Genomic DNA, 23,163 nt, shown 5'->3' on the forward strand with positions numbered 1-23,163 from the left:
CTTTTCCTCAATAAACAACCCGATATATTCTACCACAAAACGTTTAAATATGCTAACAAAAGGAGAGTATTTTTTACTCTCCTTAGCAGCTAATGATTTTTATTGTTGGTGATATATTTTCTTTTAGCTTTACTATGCTCTTTAAATGTTTTTGTAAAAACAACTTCTCCATCTTTCTTAGCAAGGAAATAGATATAATCCGTTTTATCAGGATTTAAAGCGGCTTCCCAGGCTGTTTCTCCAGCATTAGAAATCGGTCCCGGTGGAATTCCTGCGTTTTTGTACGTATTATAAGGGGAATCTACTTTAAGATCCTTATAAACGACACGGCTTTTATGTTTTCCCATTGCATATAAAACTGTCGGATCGGTTTGCAGTGGCATTTTTTTACGCAAACGATTATAAAACACACTCGCAATCTTGTGCCTGTCCACTTTTTCAGTTGCTTCTTCTTCAATCAGTGAAGCCATTGTTAGTGTTTTATGCACAGACAGTTTTTTGTGTTTCATTTGTGATTTATATTTGTCTGCCAGATGAGCAGTTGGTTTAATCATCGTTTCAATTATCGTTTCTAATGTCGTATTTGGATCATGAAACGGGTATGTTGCTGGATAGAGATATCCCTCTAAAGGATGTTTCACTTTTTTAGCTAAAATTTCTCCTGTGATCAGATTCGGATACTTATGCTTTAATTTGCTGATAAATTGTTTATTATCAAGCTTTTTCATCACTTCTTGTTCGGAGTAATGGGTCTGTTTGGCGATAATTTCAGCAATTTGACTAAGCTGTTTCCCCTCTGGAATCACAAGTTTAAAAGCAGGTACATTTGAAGCGTTTGTCAGTTTGTCAATGATTTCAGTTGGTTCCATCGCTTGGTTGAGCTGAAAGTTTCCAGCTTGAAACCTTGATGCATGTTTATACTTTGCATAAAAAATAAATACTTTTTCATTTTTAATTAAATGTTGCTCCTTTAATTTGGCAGCAATTTTTGAAAGCGATGAACCCTCTTTAATATAAACATTTATAGCTTTTTTATTATTTTGATCGACAGGTTCAAGTGCCGATTTCACGTAAAAGGATAAGCCACCTGCGATAACAATGAAGAGCAGTGCCACCACAGCTATCCAAAGCTTCAGTTTATTTTTTCGTGGCTTTTTTTTAGATTGATCTGCAAACATGTAGTTTTTCCTCTCCTTCCAAGCTATATACTACATGATTCTGCAATTATTTACAAAAGATTTCTTAAAGCTCTTTTCTTTTAATATGGGTTTTTTGGAATATAGACAATCACTTTTTTTCTCATAAAAAAAAATGCACCACCAAATTGTTGGGGTGCAGTTTTTATTTTATTCGTCTTCCTCATCGGCTAAAAACGTATTGAGCGTCTCTTCGATTAATTCCCATTCTTCATCTGTTTCAACCGGCATTAATTCACCGTCTTCACCGTCTTCGTTCGGAACAAAGCTTGAAGCATGGATCTCAATTTCTTCGTCTTCTTGTGCCTCAACCGGATAATATAAGACATATGATTTATCAAACTGATCACTGTCAAACGTAAACAGCACCTCACAAAGCTGTTCATTCCCTTTATCATCTACAATCGTAATATTTTTTTCTCCGTGTTCCATTTCTTCACCTCGTTAGTTTAGGCTGTCAAGATACCCTTGAAGGATCATGACAGCTGCCATTTTGTCAATCACTTTTTTTCGTTTTTGTCTGCTTACATCAGCTGAGATCAGCATCTTTTCAGCTGCCATTGTTGACAGGCGCTCGTCCCAAAGGACAACAGGAATGTGAAACGTGTTTTCCAAGAGCTCCGCAAATTTTTGGCTGGCTTCACCCCGCGGACCGATTGAACCGTTCATATTTTTAGGAAACCCGAGTACAATTTTGTCAATTGTATAGTCTTCCGTTAATTGAGTAAGACGGTTCAGCCCGTAGTCGCCACTGGCTTCATCGATTTTAACGGTTTCGATTCCCTGTGCTGTCCAACCCATTTCATCGCTCATTGCCACACCGAGCGTTTTTGAACCTAAATCAAGACCTAATATTCGCATGTTTACGCCTCTTTATGCTGTTCTAAATACGATTTAACCAATTCCTCGATTATTTCGTCTCTTTCAATTTTCCGTATTAAATTACGTGCATCTCGATGCCTTGGAATATAAGCGGGATCACCTGATAGTAAGTATCCGACAATTTGGTTAATCGGGTTGTAGCCTTTTTCCTGAAGTGCATCATGAACGATAATTAGCACTTCATTCACATTTGTTTCCATTGAATCATCGGAAAAGTTAAATTTCATTGTCTTATCAAATGAGCTCACCGTTTTGCACCTCTTTCCCAAATTCACAGGCAAACTTTTAGCCTGGATTCTTCCTATCACCATTCTACACTAGTTTGACTGATTATAAAACGGATTTCACCCATTCTTCAGCAGAAGATAAAGCTTCTTCCAGCTTTTCAGGCTGTTTCCCTCCTGCCTGCGCCATATCAGGACGACCGCCACCACCGCCGCCGCAAGCTTCGGCAACTTGTTTAACAAGTTTTCCTGCATGAAAACCTCTTTCTATTAAATCTTTTGTAACTCCTGCAGAAATATTCACTTTTTCATTATGAACAGCTCCAAGGACAATAATACCAGAACCTAACTTGACCTTCAGTTCATCAACCATTGTACGAAGATGATTCATATCCTTCGCATTTACTTTTTCTGCAAGCAAGTGAATACCATTTATATCTTTTACCTTTGCCAAGATTTCACCAGCTTCTTTATTGCCGAGCTTACTTAGCAAGGATTCGTTTTCTCTTTGCACATTTTTCAAATCAGCTTGTAATGCTTCAATCCGTTTGGGAACTTCTTTCAGATTCGTTTTCAACATGTTTGCTGCATCCTCAAGCAGTTCAAGTTTGGAACTCATTTCCTGATAAGCTCCTTTGCCAGTAACAGCCTCAATCCGACGGGTACCTGCACCTATACCTGATTCAGAAATCATTTTGAACAGTCCGATTTCAGCCGTGTTTTTCACATGGCATCCTCCACATAGTTCAATACTGTAATCTCCTGCTTTGACAACACGAACGATGTCTCCATATTTTTCTCCGAACAAAGCCATTGCACCGAGTGCCTTTGCTTCATCAATCGGTTTCAAATCAATTTCGACTGGAATTGATTCCCAAATTTTTTCGTTGACTTTTGTTTCAATGAGTTCCAATTCTTCTTTTGTTACCTGCCCGAAATGAGAGAAATCAAAACGAAGACGGCTGTCTGACACAAGTGACCCCGCTTGGTTCACATGTGTGCCTAACACATCTTTTAAAGCTTGGTGCAACAGGTGTGTCGCTGTATGGTTTTTGACAATATCCTGTCTAAGACGTTCTGTCACTTCTGCTGCTACTTGCATCCCTTTTGCAATGGTTCCACTTTCAACAATCCCTTCATGGAGATGTTGTCCGTTCGGTGCTTTTTTAACATCTGTGATGCGAACCATGACTTCTTCGCTTTTTATCCAACCTTTATCACCAATTTGACCGCCGCTTTCAGCATAAAACGGAGTCTTTTCTAAAATAAGTTGAACTGTGTTCCCTTCGTGAACATCTTCAACAAGTTCTCCATTTTGAAGAACTGCAGCAACTTTCGTGTCAGATTGAAGTGTTGCATAACCGACAAATTCACTTTCAATCGTTAGATCACGGAGAACACCGCCTTGAATTTGCATGCTTCTAATATCTTGACGAGCTTGACGAGCTCGATCACGCTGCTTTGTCATTTCATGTTCAAAACCGGCATGATCGACTTGCATGCCTTCATCTTCAGCATATTCTTCAGTCAATTCGACAGGGAATCCATACGTATCATAAAGTTTAAAAATATCAGCACCAGAAATGATGCTGCTTCCTTTAGCTCGCTCTTTTTGAATGACTTCAGAGAGAATCGCCAACCCCTCATTAAGGGTCTCATGGAAACGTTCTTCTTCTGTTTTAATGACTTTAGCAATAAATTCAGCTTTTCCTTTCACCTCAGAGTAGAATGCCGCCATAATCTCAGCCACAACTGGAACAAGCTCATACATAAACGGGCGATGAATATTGATTGTTTTAGCATAGCGGACAGCCCGGCGCAGGAGTCTTCTGATCACATATCCGCGACCCTCATTAGACGGAAGGGCTCCATCACCTACTGCAAAAGCAACCGTGCGAATATGGTCGGCGACAACTTTAAAAGCGGTATCCTTTTCTTTGGATATTCCGTATTTTTCTCCAGAAATCGATTCAGTTGCTTCAATAATCGGCATAAACAAATCGGTATCATAATTGGTTTGGGCATCTTGAATAACAGAAACCATTCGTTCAAGACCCATCCCGGTATCAATGTTTTTCTTTGGTAGTGGAGTGTATGATCCATCAGGATTGTGATTAAATTCAGAAAAAACGAGATTCCAAACTTCAAGATATCTTTCATTTTCTCCACCAGGATAAAGTTCAGGATCAGCAAGATCATTTCCATAAGCCTCACCACGGTCATAGAAGATTTCTGTATTCGGACCGCTTGGACCTTCGCCGATATCCCAAAAATTCCCTTCCAGCCTAATAATACGTTCTTCTGGAATACCGATTTTCTTCGCCCACATTTCGTAAGCTTCATCATCTTCGGGATGGACTGTCACAGATAGGCGTTCTGGATCAAAACCAATCCATTTTTCATCTGTTAAAAACTCCCATGCCCACTCAATCGCTTCTTCTTTAAAATAATCGCCGATTGAAAAATTTCCAAGCATCTCAAAAAACGTATGATGGCGCGCTGTTTTTCCAACATTTTCGATATCATTTGTTCGAATCGATTTTTGCGCATTACAAATCCGTGGATTTTCCGGGACGATGCGGCCATCAAAATATTTTTTTAATGTTGCGACCCCGCTGTTAATCCAAAGCAGAGACGGATCTTCATGCGGGATGAGTGAAGCACTCGGTTCTACAGCATGTCCTTTCTCTGTAAAAAAATCTAAAAACATTTGACGCACTTCTGCGGATGTTAATGTCTTCACTTGTTTTTCCTCCTTTATATGATCACAGCAATATAAAAAAGCTCCCGCCCTATGCAAACATGCGTTTACACAGGGACGAGAGCTTCTCTCGCGGTACCACCCTGATTATGGACAAAAGACACGTTGCCCATCACCTTAAAATCCGAATAACGCCGGATAAAAACGGCAGGATTTCGCCTGCACTCAGGATTAGCTTCTACTGACCGTCTGCTTAAGCTCTTTCAGCGCTAATGGAGCTTTTCTCTAAAAGCAGGGCTTCAGTATACTCGGATCCATCAATCGAGATACGTATATGTCTATTCTCAGAAATTATAGACAACGAATACAGTAATGTCAATCTTCAACACAATTAAGCTTTTTTCTTGCAACTAAAAAATGGATGACTGTTACTTTTAATACCGCCATTACCGGGACTGCGAGAATCATCCCGCTAATACCAGCCAGTTCACTGCCTGCAATCAGCCCCAGCATGATCACGATAGGATGCATGTGAAGACTTTTTCCAACAACAAACGGACCGAGAATATTGCCTTCAATAAATTGCAAAATTAAAATGGTTATCACGACGATCAAGACCAGTTTTGTTGATAAGGCTGCGGCAATCATCACAGCTGGGATTGCCCCAATAACAGGTCCAAAATACGGGATGACATTTGTTGCGCCTATAATAAGACCTAAAATAAGCGGATATGGAATGTCAAAAAACCAGAAAGACAGGCTCGCTCCAAGACCAATAGCCATACACACAAACAGTTGTCCTCTTATGTAATCACCGAGAGAATCATCTACATCCCGAATGAATTCACCGCCTTTTTTCCTCCATGAAGGGGGTGTCAAATACCAGACCGCTTTTTTCATTGTTTCAATATCCTTTACCATGTAAAAAACCAAGAATGGGATGACGATGGCAATCAATAGATAATCCAAAACATAACGGATACTTTTAATTGCGTGCTCTACCCAATTTGCGATGAATTCTTCCATTTGATTGACAAACTTATCAACTCTGTTATGCATCCCATCAGGCCAGCCATCTGTGTGATGATGAAGCCCGTCCAACATTCTTTCATATGATGCTGCAAAAATCGGAATACCTTCAGACAGGTCTGTTAACTGTTTCATGATAATCGGTATTCCTTTATATAAAGCCCAGCCCACTCCCCCGAAAAAAAGAATATAGATAATGAGAATACTCAATGTTCTGGGGAGACCTTTTCCATGCAACCACTCCGTAATCGGAAGCAATAAATAAGATATAAAAATAGAGATGATCAAAGGGATAAAAATTGATTTAATGATAAGCCAGAACGGTGACCATAATAGATCAAGCATCATAAATACGTATACTGTTAAAAGAACCAGTAAACAAATCGCCACCCATAATAATAGCTGAACCGGCTTTTGAAGCATCACCCTCACCTCCTCTATATGTTTTGAGGAATATGAGGTATTATTTTGCTCTATTTTTTTCTTTTTAACCGATTAATCTTGATCATCCTCTGTTTGTTGCTGTTTCATATAGTGACACAATGCACCAACTTTTCCCGCTTCGTTTTCAAAAAAACATCTATCAATCTCTGTCGTTTGTACGGCTTCTGGCCAAATCTGCCTGACCCGCTGTACCACTTCATCTATAACACTGGTCTGAGCACTAATCCCCCCACCGATCAGGATCTTTTCTGGTGCCAATGCATGAATGATATTGACTGCCCCCACTGCAAGAGCATTGTAAAAAGACTCGATTGCCGTTTGCGCATCAGCATCCCCTTGAGCCGCCAACTCAAACAATTCAATTCCGTTCACTCTTTGCTTTGTTTGATCGTAAAAGTTTTCTGTCAAAGAGCGCGCTGAAGCGAGATTGCTAAATGAGTAACGATCAACGACCGTATGAAGCCGATCATCGAACTGAAGTGTCATTAACCCAAATTCACCGGCTAATCCATTTCGTCCACGAACCATTTCACCATTTATAAAAATACCGCCTCCAATACCGGTTCCAACTGTTAAGCAAACAAAGTTCTGGCATCCACGTGCATTCCCTTTCCATTTTTCAGCAGCAGCGGCACAATTAGCATCATTATCAAGCTCTATAGGAAGCTTGAGATCTGAAAGTTCTTCTTTAACGGAGTGATGTTCAATATCCTTAACTGCTCCAGCGAAATAGACATAGCCAGTTTCGCAGTCAACTGCCCCTGGAATGCTAAGTGCGATCCCTTGAATATCATATTCTGTTTGATACGTTTGAACAATTGTTCTTAAAGCAGAAAATGTCTCGCCACTCCCTTGAACTGGGGTTGGTGTTGAGCCAGAATGAAGCATCGTTCCGTTATCATCCATTATTGAATATTTAATCGATGTACCGCCAAGATCAATTACTGCATAAGTCATTGTGTGTTACCCCCATTAGATTCATTTTTCTTGCCAGTATTATAAGCGGCTCATCTGTTGAAACATCAGGTCCGCTGCACCTGGTAAGTGCTCATGTCCATATTCATGAAACAGAAGCATTTCTTTTGATGCAGATATTTTATTGTAAGCTGCAAATTGTGTAGAAGGTGGACAAATCATATCTTTCATTGCTAACGCCCACCAAACATGTCCTTTAATACGTGGTGTGAGATGTTGAATATCAATAAATCCAAGTCTCTGAAATACTTCTTCTTCATGATCATGATTTGGATCACGCGTTCTAAAATAAGCAGCTATTTCTTCATAAGCTGATTGTTGAATGTCCATATCTTCCCACACACGTCTGTAATCACTTAAAAACGGGTACACAGCTGCAACTTCCTTTATTTCCGGGACAAGAGCTGCGCATGCTAGTGCAAGCCCCCCGCCCTGAGATGCTCCACAGGCACCAATTCGGCTTGCATGGATATGCTCCATTGACTGTAACACCCTGACAGACTGCACTGTATCGAGAAAGACGTGTCGATAATAGAGCTGATTTGGATTCGGGTCTTCAATACCTCGAATCACATGACCGCGCAAAGTCGGTCCTTTAATGGTAAGCGTATCTTCTGAATCTCCCCCTTGGCCACGGCAATCCATCGCAAGTACCGTAATTCCTTGTGCCGCATATGGAAGCTTATCAAGCCAGTCACCGCTGTCAACGGAATACCCGTGAAACATGACAAGCCCTGGAGAGTCCGGTGTTACTTGTTTGGGGCGAACGAATTTAGCATGAATTGTTGCATTACCTGTTCCGGTAAAATAAAGATGATAACAATCGGCAACATCAGATGTTATTGAAGCAGGTATCAATTCATATTCTGTCGATAAATTTCGCACCTCGCGAATTCCCTTTTCCCAATATATATCAAAGTTATCTGGCTTTATGCTTTTCCCCATGTATTTTTTTAATTGTTCAAGCGGCATATCAATATGCACAACTAGTTCCCTCCTGCTTGATAAAATTCGGCAATCACCTTTTCAGCCGGTTTTCCATATACGTCATAGCCATCATCAAGATGGGCTTCGTCTTCTTGATAAAGTTCTGTTCTCCAGTCCCAAAGACCGAAGCCTTTAACCCATGGGCGTTTGTGAGTTGTTTTAAACATTTCTTGATAAAATTCAGCCTGTTCCTTAGTATTGGTCTGTCCTTGATGTAACCAGTCATTCGGTATAAGAGATGAACCAGATCTTGACGGACAACCAGCTTCAGCAAAGAAAAATGGTTTTTTAAAAGGGGTTATGATCTTTTCAATCCGATTCAGCTGACGCTCCCAGTCATGAATGGGGTAATAGCCACTGGATGAAATAACATCGACCGCATCCCACCATTTCACATTTCCTTCTTGATACTTATCTGTGTTATAAGAAACCAAACCACTGTAAACTTGCTTAATGCTTGAAATCAGCCGCCGCCAATCATGTTCACGTCGCTCTGACTGTACCATTTCACAGCCAACGATATGCATATCACAGCCTGTTTTCTCAGCAATACGTGCATAATGAAGCTGATAGTCTGTATAAGATGCAAACCAATCCCCCCACTTCGGTTCACAGGGGACATCGATGTCAAAAAAATTGATATGAGCACGCCAAGTTCCATCTCTCACATTGACAGTCGGTTTCATGATGACACGAAGCCCTAGGGACTGTGCATAAGAAATCCATTCTATTAATTCGTCATCAGATGGGAAGTGATATCCTGTAAAATCTATTTTTGTTGATTGAGCTGTATCTTGTTGTGCAGCAAGTGCAATCACAACATGCGTGCTATATGTACGTTCTTTCATTAAACGAAGTGATATCTTAGCTTTTTCTGTGAGCAATTTTCCTCTTCCACTTAACCATCCGTATGTAAACCCTTTAATAGTATCCAATCCGCTCACCCTTTCATCATTGATAGTACCCATCTCCATTTATACTCTCTCCATGTGAGCCTTACCGGTCTGCCGCATGAAAAGATCGTACAATTAATAATTGCCTTGCCCAATAGACCTTCTCTTATTTTGCAGAACATGATCAATGTGAGTTTTCCAACAATCGGTTCCCAACTGTATTTCACGCTATCCCTTTCATTTTTCCGCTATCATTCGGACATACTTGTTCCGGTCGAATCTAGCTCATGCCGTCCCTACTTAGTTTAGTGATGCTGCCGCGATCAATAAAGTGATCGACATCCCAACACCCCCAAACAAATGTTTATTTTATCTTAAACTAATCGATAACTTAATTCAATAATTTTTCATAAAATAAAATTAAGTAATTTTATATACACAGTTTTCTAATTCTTTTATAATGAAAATGAATTCATGTGGAAAGGAATGATCGAATTGCCTATTTATACTCATGATGCCGAAAAACTGTTTCATCTTCAGGCTGGCGAGTCAAGTTATATCCTGCAAATTGTAAGCGGTTTCCCAGCCCATGTTTACTGGGGGAGAAAACTAGATGATACCTCTTCTCTCACTTCACTTTTCAGTCCTCGCCAGTCAGATGGAATTGACAGACTCCCTTTAGAGTATCCGCAGTATGGCTCAGGTGATTTTCGCTCACCTGCTTACCAAATACGTCTAGCCGATGGGAGCCGCATCACAGAACTTGTCTACAAATCCTATCGTTTAGTAAAAGGAAAAGAAAAATTACAAGGCCTCCCCGCCGTCTATGTCGAAAATAGCGATGAAGCCGATACACTTGAAATCGAATTGGCTGATACATATTCTGGAGTGTCCGTTGTACTGTCATATACGGCCTTTACCGATCTAAACGTGATTACCCGCTCAGCCCATTTTATTCACCATGGTCAAAGTACGGTATACTTAGAACGTGCCTTAAGCGCAAGTATTGACTTTCATGATGACCAGTATGATCTTATCCATCTTTTTGGCACATGGACGCGGGAAGGCAATATTGAGCGCAGAAACCTTGCACACGGAACCATTTCAGTAGATAGCCGCCGCGGTGCTAGCAGTCATCAACATAATCCGTTTATCACTTTACTCAAACCTGAGGCAACAGAAGATTATGGTGATGTCTATGGATTGAACCTTGTCTACAGCGGAAATTTTCAGGCGGAGGCAGAAGTGGATCAATTTGATCAAACACGTGTTAACATCGGACTCAATTCATTTGACTTTGAATGGAAGCTCAAGCCAAACCATACCTTTCAAACCCCAGAAGCAGTACTCGTTTATTCACCTGACGGGCTTGGCGGGATGTCCAGAACTTTTCATCACTTGTATCGAACAAGGCTTGTACGAGGTATGTTTCGGGAGAAAAAGCGGTCTGTGCTTGTTAATAATTGGGAAGCAACTTATTTCGACTTTAATGCTGAAATAATTGAATTGATTGCCAAAGCAGGTGCAGAACTTGGTATAGAACTATTTGTGCTCGATGATGGTTGGTTTGGAGAACGAAATGATGATAAAACATCGCTCGGTGATTGGGTTGAAAATCCAACAAAGCTCCCAAAAGGCCTGAAAGACTTAGCAGATCGCGTTCAACGCTTAGGTATGCAGTTTGGTCTTTGGGTTGAACCTGAAATGGTGTCACATGATAGCAATCTATACCGAAACCACCCCGACTGGTGTCTGCATGTAAAAGGGCGCCGACGCACACTGGTGCGAACACAGCTCGTTCTTGATCTATCACGCCAAGATGTTAGAACATATTTATATGAACAGTTAAGCACCTTGTTCAGAAAAGCACCCATTTCATATGTGAAATGGGACATGAACCGAAACATGACCGAAATCGGCTCACCCGCATGGCCAGCTGATCAACAGAAAGAAATCAGTCATAGATATATGCTCGGTCTTTATGAGCTATTGGAAACGTTAACACTCGAGTTCCCCCATATTTTGTTTGAAAGCTGCGCAAGCGGTGGAGGACGGTTTGATCCGGGGATGCTCTACTATATGCCTCAAACATGGGCAAGCGACAACACAGATGCTGTTTGCCGTCAAAAAATCCAGTATGGGCTAAGCCTAGTCTATCCACCAAATTCAATCGGTGCACATGTTTCAACTGTCCCAAACCATCAAGTAGGCAGATCCACCCCGCTTAAAACTAGGGGAGATGTCGCTATGATGGGAACGTTCGGGTATGAGATGGATGTGCGTCAATTTAATGATGAAGAAAAAGACATAGTAAAGAAACAAATTCTTCGCTATAAGAAAATAAGACCACTCATACAAAAGGGCGATTTTTACCGCTTAAAAAGCCCTTTTGCAGGCAATGAAACGGCATGGATGTTTGTTTCCCAAGATCAACAACAAGCTGCCGTTTTTTATTTTCGAACTTTAGCAAAAAACCATTATGTGCCTAAACGGCTTCGTTTAAAAGGTCTTCGACCAGATAAACAATACAAAATTGAACAGACTGGAGAATCTTTTAGCGGGAATAATCTCCACGAAGCAGGGCTTCCATTACCATCATTACATGGTGATTTCGTGAGTGCATCCTTCTTTTTATCATAAATTTTTTTAAAACCCCCTAAGGTAGGTTGTTTGCCTTAGGGGGTTTTTTATGGAAAGACATGTTCTATAAATCCGAGCTTCGTTTAAATCGCACAGCCGAGACGTGAAAGGGCTAAAACATGATAAGTCCGAGCACCTTCAACAGATTTAATGCAAAACGGCTTTAGCCCGGTGAAATACAGGGCTAAAGCCGTCTAGTATATGTTAAGTGGTCTTTTACTCTATTTAACAGATCCTTGAGAAAAGCCATTATAAATATATTTTTGCAAGGCGGTAAAAGCAATGGCTGTAGGGATGATGGCAATCATGACGCCAGCAGAGATGACTTCCCACTGAGCTCCATACGGCCCTTTAAACTTAAAAAGGGCGGTTGAAATGACTTGAAGATCTGTTTTCGGCATATATAAAAACGGAGTATAAAAATCATTGTAAACAGCAACACCTTTTACAATAATAACAGTAACAATTGCTGGTTTTAATAGCGGCAAGACGATTTTCCAATAAATCTGCCAATATGATGCACCATCAAGCATAGCTGATTCATCTAGTGAAACCGGAATCGAATCTAAAATTTGCAGAAAGATATAGACTGCAATAATATCCGTTCCTAAGTATAAGATAATGGCTGCTAGACGTGTATTAAACAAGCCTAGTTCATTAATAATTTGAAAAGTGGCTACTTGTGTCGTAACACCGGGAATTAAAGCCGCCAGTAAAAATGCACCCATAAGCAACTTTTGACCTTTAAACTGGAAACGGTGCAGGACAAACGCAATCATTGATCCAAGCAATGTCGCCCCTACAATCGACACAACCAAAATAATGATTGTATTCATAAACCCCAACAGCATTTTCCCTTCTACAAATGCACGAGCATAGTTATCAAAGTTAAGCCAATTGCTCGGGGGTGTCAATGGTCCTGTGGATGCGTACTCACTGCTTGTTTTAAAAGATGCAAAAAAGACGACAAGGATCGGCAGCAAAGCCAACAATCCGCCTACAAGCAGTGACAAATATTTAAAAATGGAACCTGTACTAGAAAACACCCTAAGTTTGGCAACCATTTTGTAATCGGGTCCATGATCTTTTTTTGGTGTTGGCATCTGACTCATGACGAACGATCCTCCTTAAAAGCCGCACGCTGTATAACAGTCACAATGATGACGATCAGAAGCAAAATGACAGCCATCGCTGAAGCTAAGCCGACTTTTCCATATTTAAATGCCAAATCTACTGTTTTAATGACAAACGTTTCACTGCCATTTGCTCCGCCTGTCATAATAAAAGGAATTTCAAATACACTGATTGCCCCGCTGATGGCAAGAATAATATTCAATTGAATAATTCGGCTAATACTTGGCAAAATGATATAGCGGAATTGATGCCACCGATTTGCCCCATCCATTTCCGCAGCTTCATAAATCTCATTCGGGATGGAAGAAATCGCACCAAGAAAGATAATAAAGTTAAATCCCATATAGCGCCAAATAGATGTTCCAGCAAGGGAAATGTTAATCATATCAGGATCCCCCAACCAATGAGTAACAATACTTCCAAGACCTATCATCTGTAAAACTGTGTCAAGTGTCCCTTCAGGACGGAAAAAGATCATAAACATAAACCCGATCGCAACACCGTTCAGCAAATAAGGGAAAAACAATATACCTTTAAAGAAGTTCTTCATTCTGACTTTAAAACTTAATATGGTCGCAAAATACAAGGCTAGTCCTAACTGGACAAATGTCGCCACAAAATAATATAAACTAACTTTAAAAACTTTAAAGTATTCTGGATTTGTAAAAATACTTATATAGTTTTCAAGTCCGACCCAATGCTTCTCTTTACTGAAGCCATTCCAATCCGTAAAACTATAATAAATCATATTAAAAACAGGCAAATAAGCAAAAGTAATCAGTAAGACTACAGGCAATATCGAAAAGGAAATAATGATGATTTTACGTTGTTTGTGATATGATAGATTGGAAAATTTAAACATTAGATGCAGCACCCCCTTATCATTGTATAAGAGGCTGTCCTTAAAGTCGTGTGGATGAATAAAAATTGGGGAATTTGCTCGCTTTCCGCGGGCGATCCGCGAGCCTCCTCGGAGCTCGTTCCTTGCTCCTCTTGGGTCTCGCCTGGCTCGCTGTTTCCGCAGGAGTCTCGCAATTCCCCCTGATTTATGTTGAAAAAGGACTTTTTAGACAGCTCCTACTTTTTCATGATTTTTGTTCTTGCTTTATTCCAAGCTTTATTATATTGCTCTGCTAGTTGGTCAAAAGATTCACTTCGATTTCCAATTCCAGCTTCTACTATCGTCTTCTTATTTTTCTCAAGCCAAAAACCAATTTCCGCTTCTTTATCGATTTTATCCATTAGACCTTTTTGACCTTCTTTAGCTGGTGTAAGCAATTTAAATTCCACACCCTCTTTTTTATAATGCTGAAGTTCATCTGGTAAAGGTTTATCTTTTGCAGCACTAATTCCACCCGCCTGTTTAACAGAGTAATCAGATTCATGGATAAACCAGTCTACCCAAGCTCTTGCAGCTTCTTTATTCTCACTATTTTTGTTAATGGCTATTTGGAAGTCTGCACCAAGCGGAAAAATCACCTTGTCTGCATTTGTTGGAAACGGCATAAAACCGATGTCATCTGGGTTTTCTGCCACTCCTTTAATTTGATCAACTGCCCATGAACCCATGACCATCGTTGCTATTTCACCTCGACCCAGCATCGCTTTAGAAGACTCCCAATCCGTTGTCAGCGGATCTTTCTCAATAAGACCTTGCTTCGCTAAATCATACATCAATTTATATGTTTGATAATGAGGTTTTCCTTTTGCGAATGGATCATTTTCATTTACCATTTTCACATTATAATAATCCGGGTCCCCAGCGACAGTCGTGATGACACCTTCCCATTGTGTAAGCGGCCAACCGCTAGCATAGTTTGTATAAAGCGGAACGGCATCTGTGCTATTTTTTACCTTTTTAAGCGCTTCCATTAAATCATTAAAAGTACGGGGCAATTTTTTGATACCAGCTTTTTCAAATACTTTTTTGTTGTACACAATACCAGTGTAAGTGACAGCAATTGGAATACCATAAACTTTCCCGTCTACAGCACGTTCCTCAACACCCATATATTTTTTCTCCATATCCTTTAAACTGCCGAGAGGCTCAAAGTAATCAGGAATATCAGCAATTGGCACTTGTGTCGGAATTAATAAAACATCTCCATAATCCTTTGTGTTCATCCGCGGTGTAATTTGCCCTCCGTAATCTGCAAGTGCTTCAAAAGATACTTTGACATTCGGGTATTTCTCTTGAAACTTTTCTGCATATTTTTGAAATACAGTATCAACAATATCAGTTCGTTGTGTAATCACTGTTATATTACCGCTGATGTCTTTTTCACCTGTACCGGATTGTTTCTTTTCAGAACCGCAGGCTGACAGAGTCCCAGTAATGAGCAGTCCTATCATAAGCGAAATCAACCACTTCATTTTACTTTTCATTTTAATACCCCTCCACAGTTTTATTAAGTTATCGATAAACTTAATTATAATTTTAGAATGGTACCGCTTTCCTGTCAACCTAATTTTAATCTGTTACTTATTTTTTTAGTTAACCGATTAATTTCAAACAACACAAAAAACTTGCAGTTTCTGCAAGTTCTTGTCCTTCTTTCATATTTAATTTTTTACTTCGCTGACAGACTCCCGATAAATCACTTTTCCTTTTACAAGAACACGGCCAAATTTTATTGTGGAATCATTCAGCTTTTCATACATAAACTGCGCAGCCGTTATTGCCATTTCTTCAACATTGACAGCAACTGTCGTCAAGCCGGGGGAGCCGATTGTAGCATATACATCATTGTCAAATCCAACAACAGACACATCCTCAGGCACCAGATATCCAAGAGAGTTCAGTTTGTTAATTAAAAGCCTTGCAACTTGGTCATTATTACAGACAAATGCACTTGGCATCTGTTCAGGAAGATTGATGTCTATTAGTTTCCCTTCTTCATCACGATCATTTAATACAAAAGCTTGATTTAATTGAATTCTATGTTCAAGAAGTGATTTATAATAACCTAAATACCGATCTTGAATACTGCTTGTGGCATACAAATTGCCAACATAGCCTATCTGCCTGTGACCTTTGCTAATCAAATAGTTTGTTATATCATATGCGCCATAAAAGTTATCTGTAATCACAGCATCCATATTGGCATGTTCATCGTAAAAATCCATAAATACGACAGGAATATGAACCGAGTTTAACATATCAATATACTCTTTTGAAATTTGTCCTAAAATAATCAGTCCGTCTACTTTGTGTTCCAAATATATACGCGGCGGGGTTACTGCTTTTTCATCGTGTAAACTTAATATCTGTAGAATCCCATAGTAACCCTTTTTTTCTAATGATTTTGAAAGTGATTGGTAAACATTCAAATAAAATGACTGAACCATCCCGGTGAATCGTTCAGGGATCACCACACCAATATTATAGGAACGACCATCTTTCATGGAACGTGCCAAAGTATTAAAGCGATACCCCATCTCTTCGGCAGCCTGTTTTATCTTCACTTTTAGTTCGGCACTGACTCCTTCTTTATCATTCAACGCTTTTGATACCGTCACACTGCTAACACCAAGTTTTTCAGCGATATCACGCATTGTTATATTTGTTTTCAAGCTCATTTCTCCTCACCAAACGAATTGTTGTTTATCGATAACTTTAGTTTATTGTCCACAGAACTGTTTGTCAAATGACGTGTAAAAAACAGCTTGCAGAAAATCCTGCAAGCTGTTATCAATTAAAACATTCTCATCATTCGTCTTCTCGTCCGTCTCATACCTCTTTTATTGAACATTGTCGTCATAAGAGCTCCGGCTCCCAGTGCTAAAAGAGAAGTCACTGTCCGATTCATATTCAATCTGCGCATCTCCTTTCATCATTAAAAATTGATGCTGCGTTCATCTTCAGAAAATAAATCGTCCAGACTGCTTAATGTTCCATCCTCTTCTACTTGATGAGTCGAGATTATTCCTTTCGAAAGGGTCAGCTCGATAAAGCATCCCCAACAATAATATTGATTCACACCGATTTTTCCGATGTTTTTACTTTTACAATTCGGACATATTAGCATTAGAACACACCTCTTGTTCATTCAAGACAATTGAGTTTTTGCCTACTTCAAGCGGTTCACCTGATGAGTGAACTTGTTTTTTTTCACCCGAAAGATCAGCAAAAAAACCGTCTGAGAGTTCATATGCTACGATTATGCCCGAGTCAGATGCAAAGTATACATCTTCCAAAATCCCCAAAGAACTTCCCTCTTTTGTTTTGACCATTTTTTGTTTGAGTTGGTCATAAGAATAGCTGTTCTTAGGGATTGGCATCGGTTTAAATTGCGTGAAATCAACATAGACACCATTACTGTTAATGTCAGTAACAGAGGGAAGCGGAAGCAGAGAACGATGATGATAAAATCGTCGTTTCTCCTCCATAATAAAACCGAGACATGTCCCTTCATGTGAAAAACAAATATCTGTAATGAGCCCAAGTAAAAGAGTTGACTGTCTGTCGTAAACATTGAGTCCTTCCAATTCATTGCATGTTCTCAAAGTGTGATCAACCACCTTTTATTGAACAGTCTTATGTTCTGCTGAAAGGTAAAGACTCATACGATGAAAAGGATTCCACTTAAACAAATTATTTCACCTCTTCTTCCATAAAATCAAAAGGTGTAATACCTTCCATACCGATATTGGCGTCATACACGCTGAAAGGCAGCTGTTTTTGAAGTGCGACAAGTTCCTCATCCTCTTTTTCCACTGCCTGATAAAGCCTTCTTTGAAGAGATGTTTGCCTCAGTGATGAATCTTTATTTTTCACACCCCATTCCAGGGCTTCTTCTTCTCCACATAAAATAAGAAATTGTTTACTTCTTGTAATTGCCGTGTAAAGTAAGTTTCTTCTCAGCATTCGATAATAGCTTCTCACAACAGGAAGAATAACGATCGGGAATTCACTGCCCTGCGATTTATGAATTGAACAACAATAAGCATGGGTAAACTGATTAAAATCCTTTTTTGTAAAAGTCATTTCATTTCCATCAAACGAAATGACAGCCATGTCTTCTTTTTCTGTATTTTCTTTTGCATAAAAGATTGAAACGATTTCACCCATATCACCATTGAAAACATTGTTTTCCGGTTGATTGACTAGCTGAAGGACTTTATCACCCGTCCGATAAACGACATCTCCGAACTTCAGTTCTCTTCCCTTCGGTTTCGGCGGGTTTAAAATATGCTGTAAAGCTACATTTAATTCATTTATGCCAGCTGGTCCTTTGTACATTGGTGCAAGTACTTGAATGTCTCGTGCTGAATATCCTTTTTGCAAAGCATTTTTCACGATTTTTTCGATAACATCTTTCATTTGGTGTTGACGGCAACGGATAAATGAACGATCTTTTGTAGAGGCTATTAAATTTTTAGGAAGTCTGCCTTGTTTCATCTCATGCGCCATTTCGATAATGGAAGAACCTTCAGCTTGACGGTAAATATTAGTTAATCGAATTGATGGGACAATATCTGATGCTAACAAATCTTTTAGAACTTGCCCGGGACCTACAGATGGGAGCTGATCTTCATCCCCTACCATAATGACCTGAATTCGGTCAGGAATCGCTTTGAATAATTGATTTGCAAGCCATATATCAAGCATGCTTGTTTCATCGATAATCACAAGCCTGCCTTCAATTGGATGATCCTCATGATATGTAAATCCATCAGCACCATTCCAGCCGAGAAGCCTGTGAATCGTTACGGCGGGCAGCCCTGTTGACTCACTCATCCGTTTGGCCGCTCGTCCTGTGGGAGCAGCGAGAACAAAAGGAAAAGTTTCATCTTTTTTATAATCAGCCGGATTTAAACTTAAACCGTGAAGCTCACTATACAATTCGACAATTCCTCTGATGACGGTCGTTTTTCCTGTACCAGGACCACCGGTTAAAAGAAGTAAAGGTGACATGATCGCTTTTTGAATGGCTTCTTTTTGAGTTGGTGCATATTGGACCTGCATTCGTTCTTCAAGTTGACCTAAAGCAAGCAAAAATTCTGATTCAGGAAATTGTTCATCATACTCAGTTTGCTCTATAATTTTCTGCACCTTTTTGGCAAAGGTTCGTTCCGCATAATAAAGTGACGGATTATAACATCTGTCTTCTTCAATGAATAGCTCTTTTTGTTCACCAAGTAAAATGATCTGATCTGCTACATCCATTTCTAATACTTTTTCTTCACTTGCTGACTGGTTTAAAAGTTTCATCGTCTCTATGATCAGCTGTTTTGTCATGATGTAAGTGTGACCTTCTTGAAGGCAGGTCACTTCAATCGTATATAAAACAGCCGCTTTAATTCGTTCTTTATGTTTCCCCGAAATACCGATTCTGTTGCCGAGTTCATCAGCTTTAATAAAACCGATTCCTTCTACATCCTTGACAAGCTGGTATGGGTTTTCACGGATTTTCTCAAGTGTTTCTGCTTCATACACCTGATAAATCTTCATGGAAAGCTGAGGCCCAAAACCAAATTCATTTAAGGACATCATGATTTGCTCAAGTCCTTGGTGCTTTTGAAGGAGAGATGCTAGCTTATCTGCCTTTTTCTTTGAAAGCTTTGGCACTTCATAGAGCACTGTAGCATCTCCTAAAATCTTGTTAATTGCTCCTTCACCAAGTTTGTTGACGATTTCCTGAGCAGTCTTTTTACCGATCCCTTCAAATAAATCACTAGATAAATACTGAATTACACTTTCCTTTGTCGCTGGAACTTCTTTTTTAAAATGATCTGCTTGAAATTGCAAGCCAAACTTCGGGTGGGAGGCGGTTTTTCCATAAAATGTGTAAATTTCTTCTTCTAAAACGATTGGAAAACAGCCTGTGACAGACACGCTCTTATCTTCGAAAATCTCTGATGTTTCCTGAACTTTCACCTTCAATACCGTATAAAAATTTGTTTCATTACGGTAAATAACAGCCGTTACCATTCCTTTTAAAAAAGAAGCTTCATCCATTTGAATTTGTTGCGGGTTTTGCTGTTTCACAATCTTCCGCCCTCCTTTCTTTTAGCCCTTGATCAAGCTTGTTCCAACAGTTGTTTTGCACGGATACTTAGCAGATGATCAGGTTGAAGCTCGAGTGCCTGATTGAGCATAGCGAGCGCTTGTTCACGTTTTTCTTGATATGCATACGCAACACCTAAATTGTAATATGCATCTGCATGTGAGGGGTTAGATTCCGTTACCTTGGAAAACTGGGCAATTGCCTCATCAAGTATGCCTTCATTGGCAAGACACAACCCATATTGAAACCTTGCCTCAGCGTCGGCTTCATTCAGTTCGGTTGCCCTTTGTAAATATGGCATGGCTAGTTTGGGCTGATCAAGCTTCATAAGTGAAGTGCCAAGCATAAAAAACAAATCACTGTTTTCCAGACCTGTTCGATACGCCTTTTCGAACATGTCCTTTGCCTTAAGATAATCTTCTTTTATCACATAAACATTTCCAGCTCCATAGAAAGCCGCTCCTGCGTTTTGATTGAGGCTAATCGCCTTATCATAAAATGCGAGCGCCCTTTCCAATTCACCGACCGCCGATAATAGATTAGCAAAGTTAATATATGGAACAGCATCACTGCTATTTTCATCGATTGCTTTTGTAAATGCTTCTGCAGCTTTTTCAAAATCTCCTTTTTGCATGGCCTCTATTCCGATTTTGTTGTAATCCAACAGCTTTCTTCCTTTCCTGTTTCTATTTGAAAAAAAAGCTATCGACATGATCTCGACAGCAAGCAACCTCGAGCTGCTCATCGCCCGAGGTTATTTATGTTTATACATACCACAGTTTTTTTCCGTCTTTATATACATCATCAATTGTCCCTCCGCCAAGACATTCTTCGCCTTTGTAAAACACAACTGCTTGTCCAGGTGTGACAGCTCTGACTGGTTCTTTAAAGACGACTTCCGCCTCATCACTTCCTGTCATTTTGACCGACACTTCATGATCAGCCTGACGATAACGGAATTTAGCTGTACAGGAAAATTCACCTTGATCATTGATACCATCACGGACAAAGCTAACATTTGTCGCCGTGATTTTATCTGAGTAAAGCAATGGGTTGTCAAACCCTTGGTCAACAAACAAAATGTTTTTTTCTAAATCTTTTCCAACAACAAACCATGGATCGCCGCTTCCACCGATACCGAGCCCATGCCTTTGACCGATCGTATAGTACATCAAACCGTCATGTGTACCTTTGATCTCACCGGCCATTGTTTGCATTTCTCCTGGTTGTGCGGGAAGATATTGGCTAAGGAACGTTTTGAAATTTCGTTCCCCGATAAAACATATTCCTGTGCTGTCTTTTTTCGCAGCTGTTGCCAGTCCAGCATGTTTTGCAATTTCACGGACACGGCTTTTTTCCAGTTCACCAATTGGAAACAGCACTTTACTTAGCTGCTCTTGGGTTAGCTGATTTAAGAAATAAGTTTGATCTTTATTTTCATCAAGCCCTCTTAGCATTTTCACATGGTCAGACGTACGAGCGACCCTCGCATAATGACCTGTCGCTAAATAATCGGCTCCAAGTGATAGAGCGTGCTCTAAAAAAGCTTTGAATTTAATTTCTTTATTACACATGACATCAGGATTCGGTGTTCTACCCGCTTTATATTCGTCAAGAAAATATTGAAAAACTTTTTCCCAATATTGTTTTTCAAAGTTCACAGCATAATAAGGAATTCCAATTTGATTGCAAACTTTTATCACATCATCATAGTCTTCAGTTGCAGTACAATAACCATTTTCATCTGTGTCATCCCAGTTTTTCATAAAGATTCCAATTACATCATACCCTTGCTGTTTTAACAAAAGGGCTGCTACAGATGAATCAACACCACCGGACATCCCGACGACTACCCTGGTATCTTCAGGCCGTTTCGTCATTTTTATCAACTCCAAATCTTTTAAACCTAAACTAAACGGTTGACAATCTTCGCAAGCTCTTCAGCTGCCTGCTTGATTTGTTCTTCAGTATTTCCAAGACCGAAACTGATGCGGATTGAAGAAGTCAATTGACTTGCCTGTTCACCAAACATTGCAGAAAGAACATGAGAAGGAAGCACTGAACCGGCAGTGCAGGCAGAACCACTTGACACAGCAATCCCTGCCATATCCAAATTGACGAGAAGTGCTTCAACAGACACTCCTGGAAAATACAGATTTAAAATATGCGGAAGACTGTCCTTCATACTCCCATTCACTTCAAAAGTGACCCCTTCAGATTGGAGTGTTTTGATGATGATTTCTTTGAAGCGGCAGTAAAGTGCTGTTTTTTCCTGTCTTTCTTGTTTTAAAAGCAAAACAGCTTCTCTCAATCCAACAATACCTGGAACATTTTCAGTACCAGCACGGCGTTTTCGCTCTTGTTCACCACCGAAAAGAATCTGAGTAAGTTTTACTTTTTCATTGACATATAAAAAGCCTGTCCCCTTCGGTCCACTTAATTTATGCCCGGAGACAGACATCATATCAATATGGCTGTCTTTCACATCAATCGGCAAAAATCCAAATGCTTGGACAGCATCTGTATGAAACAATGCCTGATGGTCTTTTAACAGTTCACCGATTTCGGCAATCGGCTGAAGGGTTCCCACTTCATTATTTCCATACATGACTGTGACAAGGATCGTATCATCTTGCAATGCCTCTTCGACCTGTTTGCTAGTTACCCGGCCATTTCGATCCACATCAAGGTATGTAATAGCAAAACCCATTTGTTCGAGCTTTTGACAAGTATGAAGAACAGCATGATGCTCAACCTTTGTTGTAATAATATGACGCCCTAGTGACTTTCTCGCTAGTGAACTTCCAAAAATAGCCATATTATCAGCTTCAGTACCACCGCTTGTAAATACAATTTCATGATGAAGTGCGCCGATCTCTTCAGCAATCAATGATCTTGCTTCATCAAGCCATTTGCGGCTCTCCCTGCCAAAAGAATGAATACTTGAAGGATTCCCAAAATTTTCCGTTAAATAAGGCAGCATTTTTTCGACAACACGAGGATCAGTCGGAGAAGTCGCTGCATGATCTAAATAAATCCGTTCCATCC

At 39.9% G+C, this 23,163-nt stretch carries 21 protein-coding genes; 1 reads left to right on the forward strand and 20 read right to left on the reverse strand.

What is annotated here, in order from left to right:
* Positions 1–89: 89 nt before the first annotated feature.
* The 9 genes from mltG to HOO54_RS14825 all read right to left on the reverse strand — a co-directional run bounded on the left by mltG (position 90) and on the right by HOO54_RS14825 (position 9,412).
* The gene (gene mltG, locus HOO54_RS14785; RefSeq protein WP_172296577.1) at positions 90–1,178 is read right to left on the reverse strand and encodes an endolytic transglycosylase MltG; all 1,089 of its coding nucleotides are present in this window, start codon (positions 1,176–1,178) and stop codon (positions 90–92) included.
* 168 nt (positions 1,179–1,346) lie between these two features.
* On the reverse strand, positions 1,347–1,628 hold the full coding sequence (locus tag HOO54_RS14790) for a DUF1292 domain-containing protein (protein ID WP_172296579.1): 282 nt from the start codon (positions 1,626–1,628) through the stop codon (positions 1,347–1,349).
* A 12-nt stretch (positions 1,629–1,640) separates the two neighbouring features.
* Positions 1,641–2,057 carry a Holliday junction resolvase RuvX gene (gene ruvX / locus HOO54_RS14795; protein ID WP_172296581.1) on the reverse strand — a complete coding sequence of 139 codons (417 nt, stop codon included), beginning with the start codon at positions 2,055–2,057 and terminating at the stop codon, positions 1,641–1,643.
* A 2-nt stretch (positions 2,058–2,059) separates the two neighbouring features.
* Positions 2,060–2,326, reverse strand: a complete 267-nt coding sequence (locus HOO54_RS14800) for an IreB family regulatory phosphoprotein (RefSeq protein WP_172296583.1) — start codon at positions 2,324–2,326, stop codon at positions 2,060–2,062.
* Between the two features lie 82 nt (positions 2,327–2,408).
* Positions 2,409–5,045, reverse strand: coding sequence for an alanine--tRNA ligase (gene alaS, locus HOO54_RS14805; RefSeq protein WP_172296585.1), 2,637 nt, complete (start codon positions 5,043–5,045; stop codon positions 2,409–2,411).
* A 333-nt stretch (positions 5,046–5,378) separates the two neighbouring features.
* Positions 5,379–6,455, reverse strand: a complete 1,077-nt coding sequence (locus HOO54_RS14810) for an AI-2E family transporter (RefSeq protein ID WP_172296587.1) — start codon at positions 6,453–6,455, stop codon at positions 5,379–5,381.
* A 72-nt stretch (positions 6,456–6,527) separates the two neighbouring features.
* Positions 6,528–7,433, reverse strand: a complete 906-nt coding sequence (locus tag HOO54_RS14815) for an ROK family protein (RefSeq protein WP_172296589.1) — start codon at positions 7,431–7,433, stop codon at positions 6,528–6,530.
* A gap of 39 nt (positions 7,434–7,472) precedes the next feature.
* A complete protein-coding gene (locus HOO54_RS14820) occupies positions 7,473–8,435 on the reverse strand; it encodes an acetylxylan esterase (protein ID WP_172296591.1) in 963 nt (320 codons plus the stop codon).
* A gap of 2 nt (positions 8,436–8,437) precedes the next feature.
* Positions 8,438–9,412, reverse strand: coding sequence for a glycoside hydrolase family 113 (locus HOO54_RS14825; RefSeq protein WP_253907686.1), 975 nt, complete (start codon positions 9,410–9,412; stop codon positions 8,438–8,440).
* A 414-nt stretch (positions 9,413–9,826) separates the two neighbouring features.
* Here HOO54_RS14825 and HOO54_RS14830 point away from each other — a divergent pair, with 414 nt between their 5' ends.
* Complete coding sequence (locus HOO54_RS14830) at positions 9,827–11,971, forward strand: alpha-galactosidase (RefSeq protein WP_375335840.1); 2,145 nt, start codon at positions 9,827–9,829, stop codon at positions 11,969–11,971.
* A gap of 221 nt (positions 11,972–12,192) precedes the next feature.
* Here HOO54_RS14830 and HOO54_RS14835 read toward each other — a convergent pair whose 3' ends face one another.
* The 11 genes from HOO54_RS14835 to HOO54_RS14885 all read right to left on the reverse strand — a co-directional run bounded on the left by HOO54_RS14835 (position 12,193) and on the right by HOO54_RS14885 (position 23,161).
* Entirely contained in the window at positions 12,193–13,035 is an 843-nt protein-coding gene (locus tag HOO54_RS14835; RefSeq protein WP_216664910.1) for a carbohydrate ABC transporter permease, read from the reverse strand.
* 44 nt (positions 13,036–13,079) lie between these two features.
* The gene (locus HOO54_RS14840; protein WP_172296597.1) at positions 13,080–13,967 is read right to left on the reverse strand and encodes a carbohydrate ABC transporter permease; all 888 of its coding nucleotides are present in this window, start codon (positions 13,965–13,967) and stop codon (positions 13,080–13,082) included.
* A gap of 215 nt (positions 13,968–14,182) precedes the next feature.
* Positions 14,183–15,490 (reverse strand): ABC transporter substrate-binding protein, encoded by a 1,308-nt coding sequence (locus tag HOO54_RS14845; RefSeq protein ID WP_172296599.1) that lies wholly within the window; start codon positions 15,488–15,490, stop codon positions 14,183–14,185.
* A 177-nt stretch (positions 15,491–15,667) separates the two neighbouring features.
* The gene (locus tag HOO54_RS14850) at positions 15,668–16,678 is read right to left on the reverse strand and encodes a substrate-binding domain-containing protein (RefSeq protein ID WP_172296601.1); all 1,011 of its coding nucleotides are present in this window, start codon (positions 16,676–16,678) and stop codon (positions 15,668–15,670) included.
* A gap of 122 nt (positions 16,679–16,800) precedes the next feature.
* Positions 16,801–16,914, reverse strand: coding sequence for a DUF3918 family protein (locus HOO54_RS14855; protein WP_172299597.1), 114 nt, complete (start codon positions 16,912–16,914; stop codon positions 16,801–16,803).
* A 27-nt stretch (positions 16,915–16,941) separates the two neighbouring features.
* Positions 16,942–17,133 carry a hypothetical protein gene (locus HOO54_RS14860; protein WP_172296603.1) on the reverse strand — a complete coding sequence of 64 codons (192 nt, stop codon included), beginning with the start codon at positions 17,131–17,133 and terminating at the stop codon, positions 16,942–16,944.
* The gene (locus tag HOO54_RS14865; RefSeq protein ID WP_172296605.1) at positions 17,111–17,611 is read right to left on the reverse strand and encodes a PRC-barrel domain-containing protein; all 501 of its coding nucleotides are present in this window, start codon (positions 17,609–17,611) and stop codon (positions 17,111–17,113) included. Before HOO54_RS14865 ends, HOO54_RS14860 begins: the two co-directional genes overlap by 23 nt.
* An 88-nt stretch (positions 17,612–17,699) precedes the next feature.
* Positions 17,700–20,066 (reverse strand): SF1B family DNA helicase RecD2, encoded by a 2,367-nt coding sequence (recD2, locus tag HOO54_RS14870; protein WP_172299599.1) that lies wholly within the window; start codon positions 20,064–20,066, stop codon positions 17,700–17,702.
* Between the two features lie 62 nt (positions 20,067–20,128).
* Positions 20,129–20,779 (reverse strand): tetratricopeptide repeat protein, encoded by a 651-nt coding sequence (locus tag HOO54_RS14875; RefSeq protein ID WP_172296607.1) that lies wholly within the window; start codon positions 20,777–20,779, stop codon positions 20,129–20,131.
* A gap of 100 nt (positions 20,780–20,879) precedes the next feature.
* Positions 20,880–21,995 carry a tRNA 2-thiouridine(34) synthase MnmA gene (gene mnmA / locus HOO54_RS14880; RefSeq protein ID WP_172296609.1) on the reverse strand — a complete coding sequence of 372 codons (1,116 nt, stop codon included), beginning with the start codon at positions 21,993–21,995 and terminating at the stop codon, positions 20,880–20,882.
* A 26-nt stretch (positions 21,996–22,021) separates the two neighbouring features.
* Complete coding sequence (locus HOO54_RS14885; protein WP_172296611.1) at positions 22,022–23,161, reverse strand: cysteine desulfurase family protein; 1,140 nt, start codon at positions 23,159–23,161, stop codon at positions 22,022–22,024.
* Between the last annotated feature and the right edge of the window lie 2 nt (positions 23,162–23,163).

This window comes from Bacillus sp. WMMC1349, from assembly GCF_013155385.1.
In the GTDB taxonomy this organism is placed as follows: Bacteria; Bacillota; Bacilli; order Bacillales; family Bacillaceae; genus Bacillus.

Bases quoted from the DNA above. Each gene is read 5' to 3' on its own strand.
- mltG (WP_172296577.1), bottom strand. From the start codon at position 1,178: ATGTTTGCAGATCAATCTAAAAAAAAGCCACGAAAAAATAAACTGAAG.
- HOO54_RS14790 (WP_172296579.1), bottom strand. From the start codon at position 1,628: ATGGAACACGGAGAAAAAAATATTACGATTGTAGATGATAAAGGGAAT.
- ruvX (WP_172296581.1), bottom strand. From the start codon at position 2,057: ATGCGAATATTAGGTCTTGATTTAGGTTCAAAAACGCTCGGTGTGGCA.
- HOO54_RS14810 (WP_172296587.1), bottom strand. From the start codon at position 6,455: ATGCTTCAAAAGCCGGTTCAGCTATTATTATGGGTGGCGATTTGTTTA.
- HOO54_RS14815 (WP_172296589.1), bottom strand. From the start codon at position 7,433: ATGACTTATGCAGTAATTGATCTTGGCGGTACATCGATTAAATATTCA.
- HOO54_RS14825 (WP_253907686.1), bottom strand. From the start codon at position 9,412: ATGGAGATGGGTACTATCAATGATGAAAGGGTGAGCGGATTGGATACT.
- HOO54_RS14835 (WP_216664910.1), bottom strand. From the start codon at position 13,035: ATGGTTGCCAAACTTAGGGTGTTTTCTAGTACAGGTTCCATTTTTAAA.
- HOO54_RS14840 (WP_172296597.1), bottom strand. From the start codon at position 13,967: ATGTTTAAATTTTCCAATCTATCATATCACAAACAACGTAAAATCATC.
- HOO54_RS14845 (WP_172296599.1), bottom strand. From the start codon at position 15,490: ATGAAAAGTAAAATGAAGTGGTTGATTTCGCTTATGATAGGACTGCTC.
- HOO54_RS14855 (WP_172299597.1), bottom strand. From the start codon at position 16,914: ATGAATCGGACAGTGACTTCTCTTTTAGCACTGGGAGCCGGAGCTCTT.
- HOO54_RS14860 (WP_172296603.1), bottom strand. From the start codon at position 17,133: ATGCTAATATGTCCGAATTGTAAAAGTAAAAACATCGGAAAAATCGGT.
- recD2 (WP_172299599.1), bottom strand. From the start codon at position 20,066: ATGGATGAAGCTTCTTTTTTAAAAGGAATGGTAACGGCTGTTATTTAC.
- mnmA (WP_172296609.1), bottom strand. From the start codon at position 21,995: ATGACGAAACGGCCTGAAGATACCAGGGTAGTCGTCGGGATGTCCGGT.
- HOO54_RS14885 (WP_172296611.1), bottom strand. From the start codon at position 23,161: ATGGAACGGATTTATTTAGATCATGCAGCGACTTCTCCGACTGATCCT.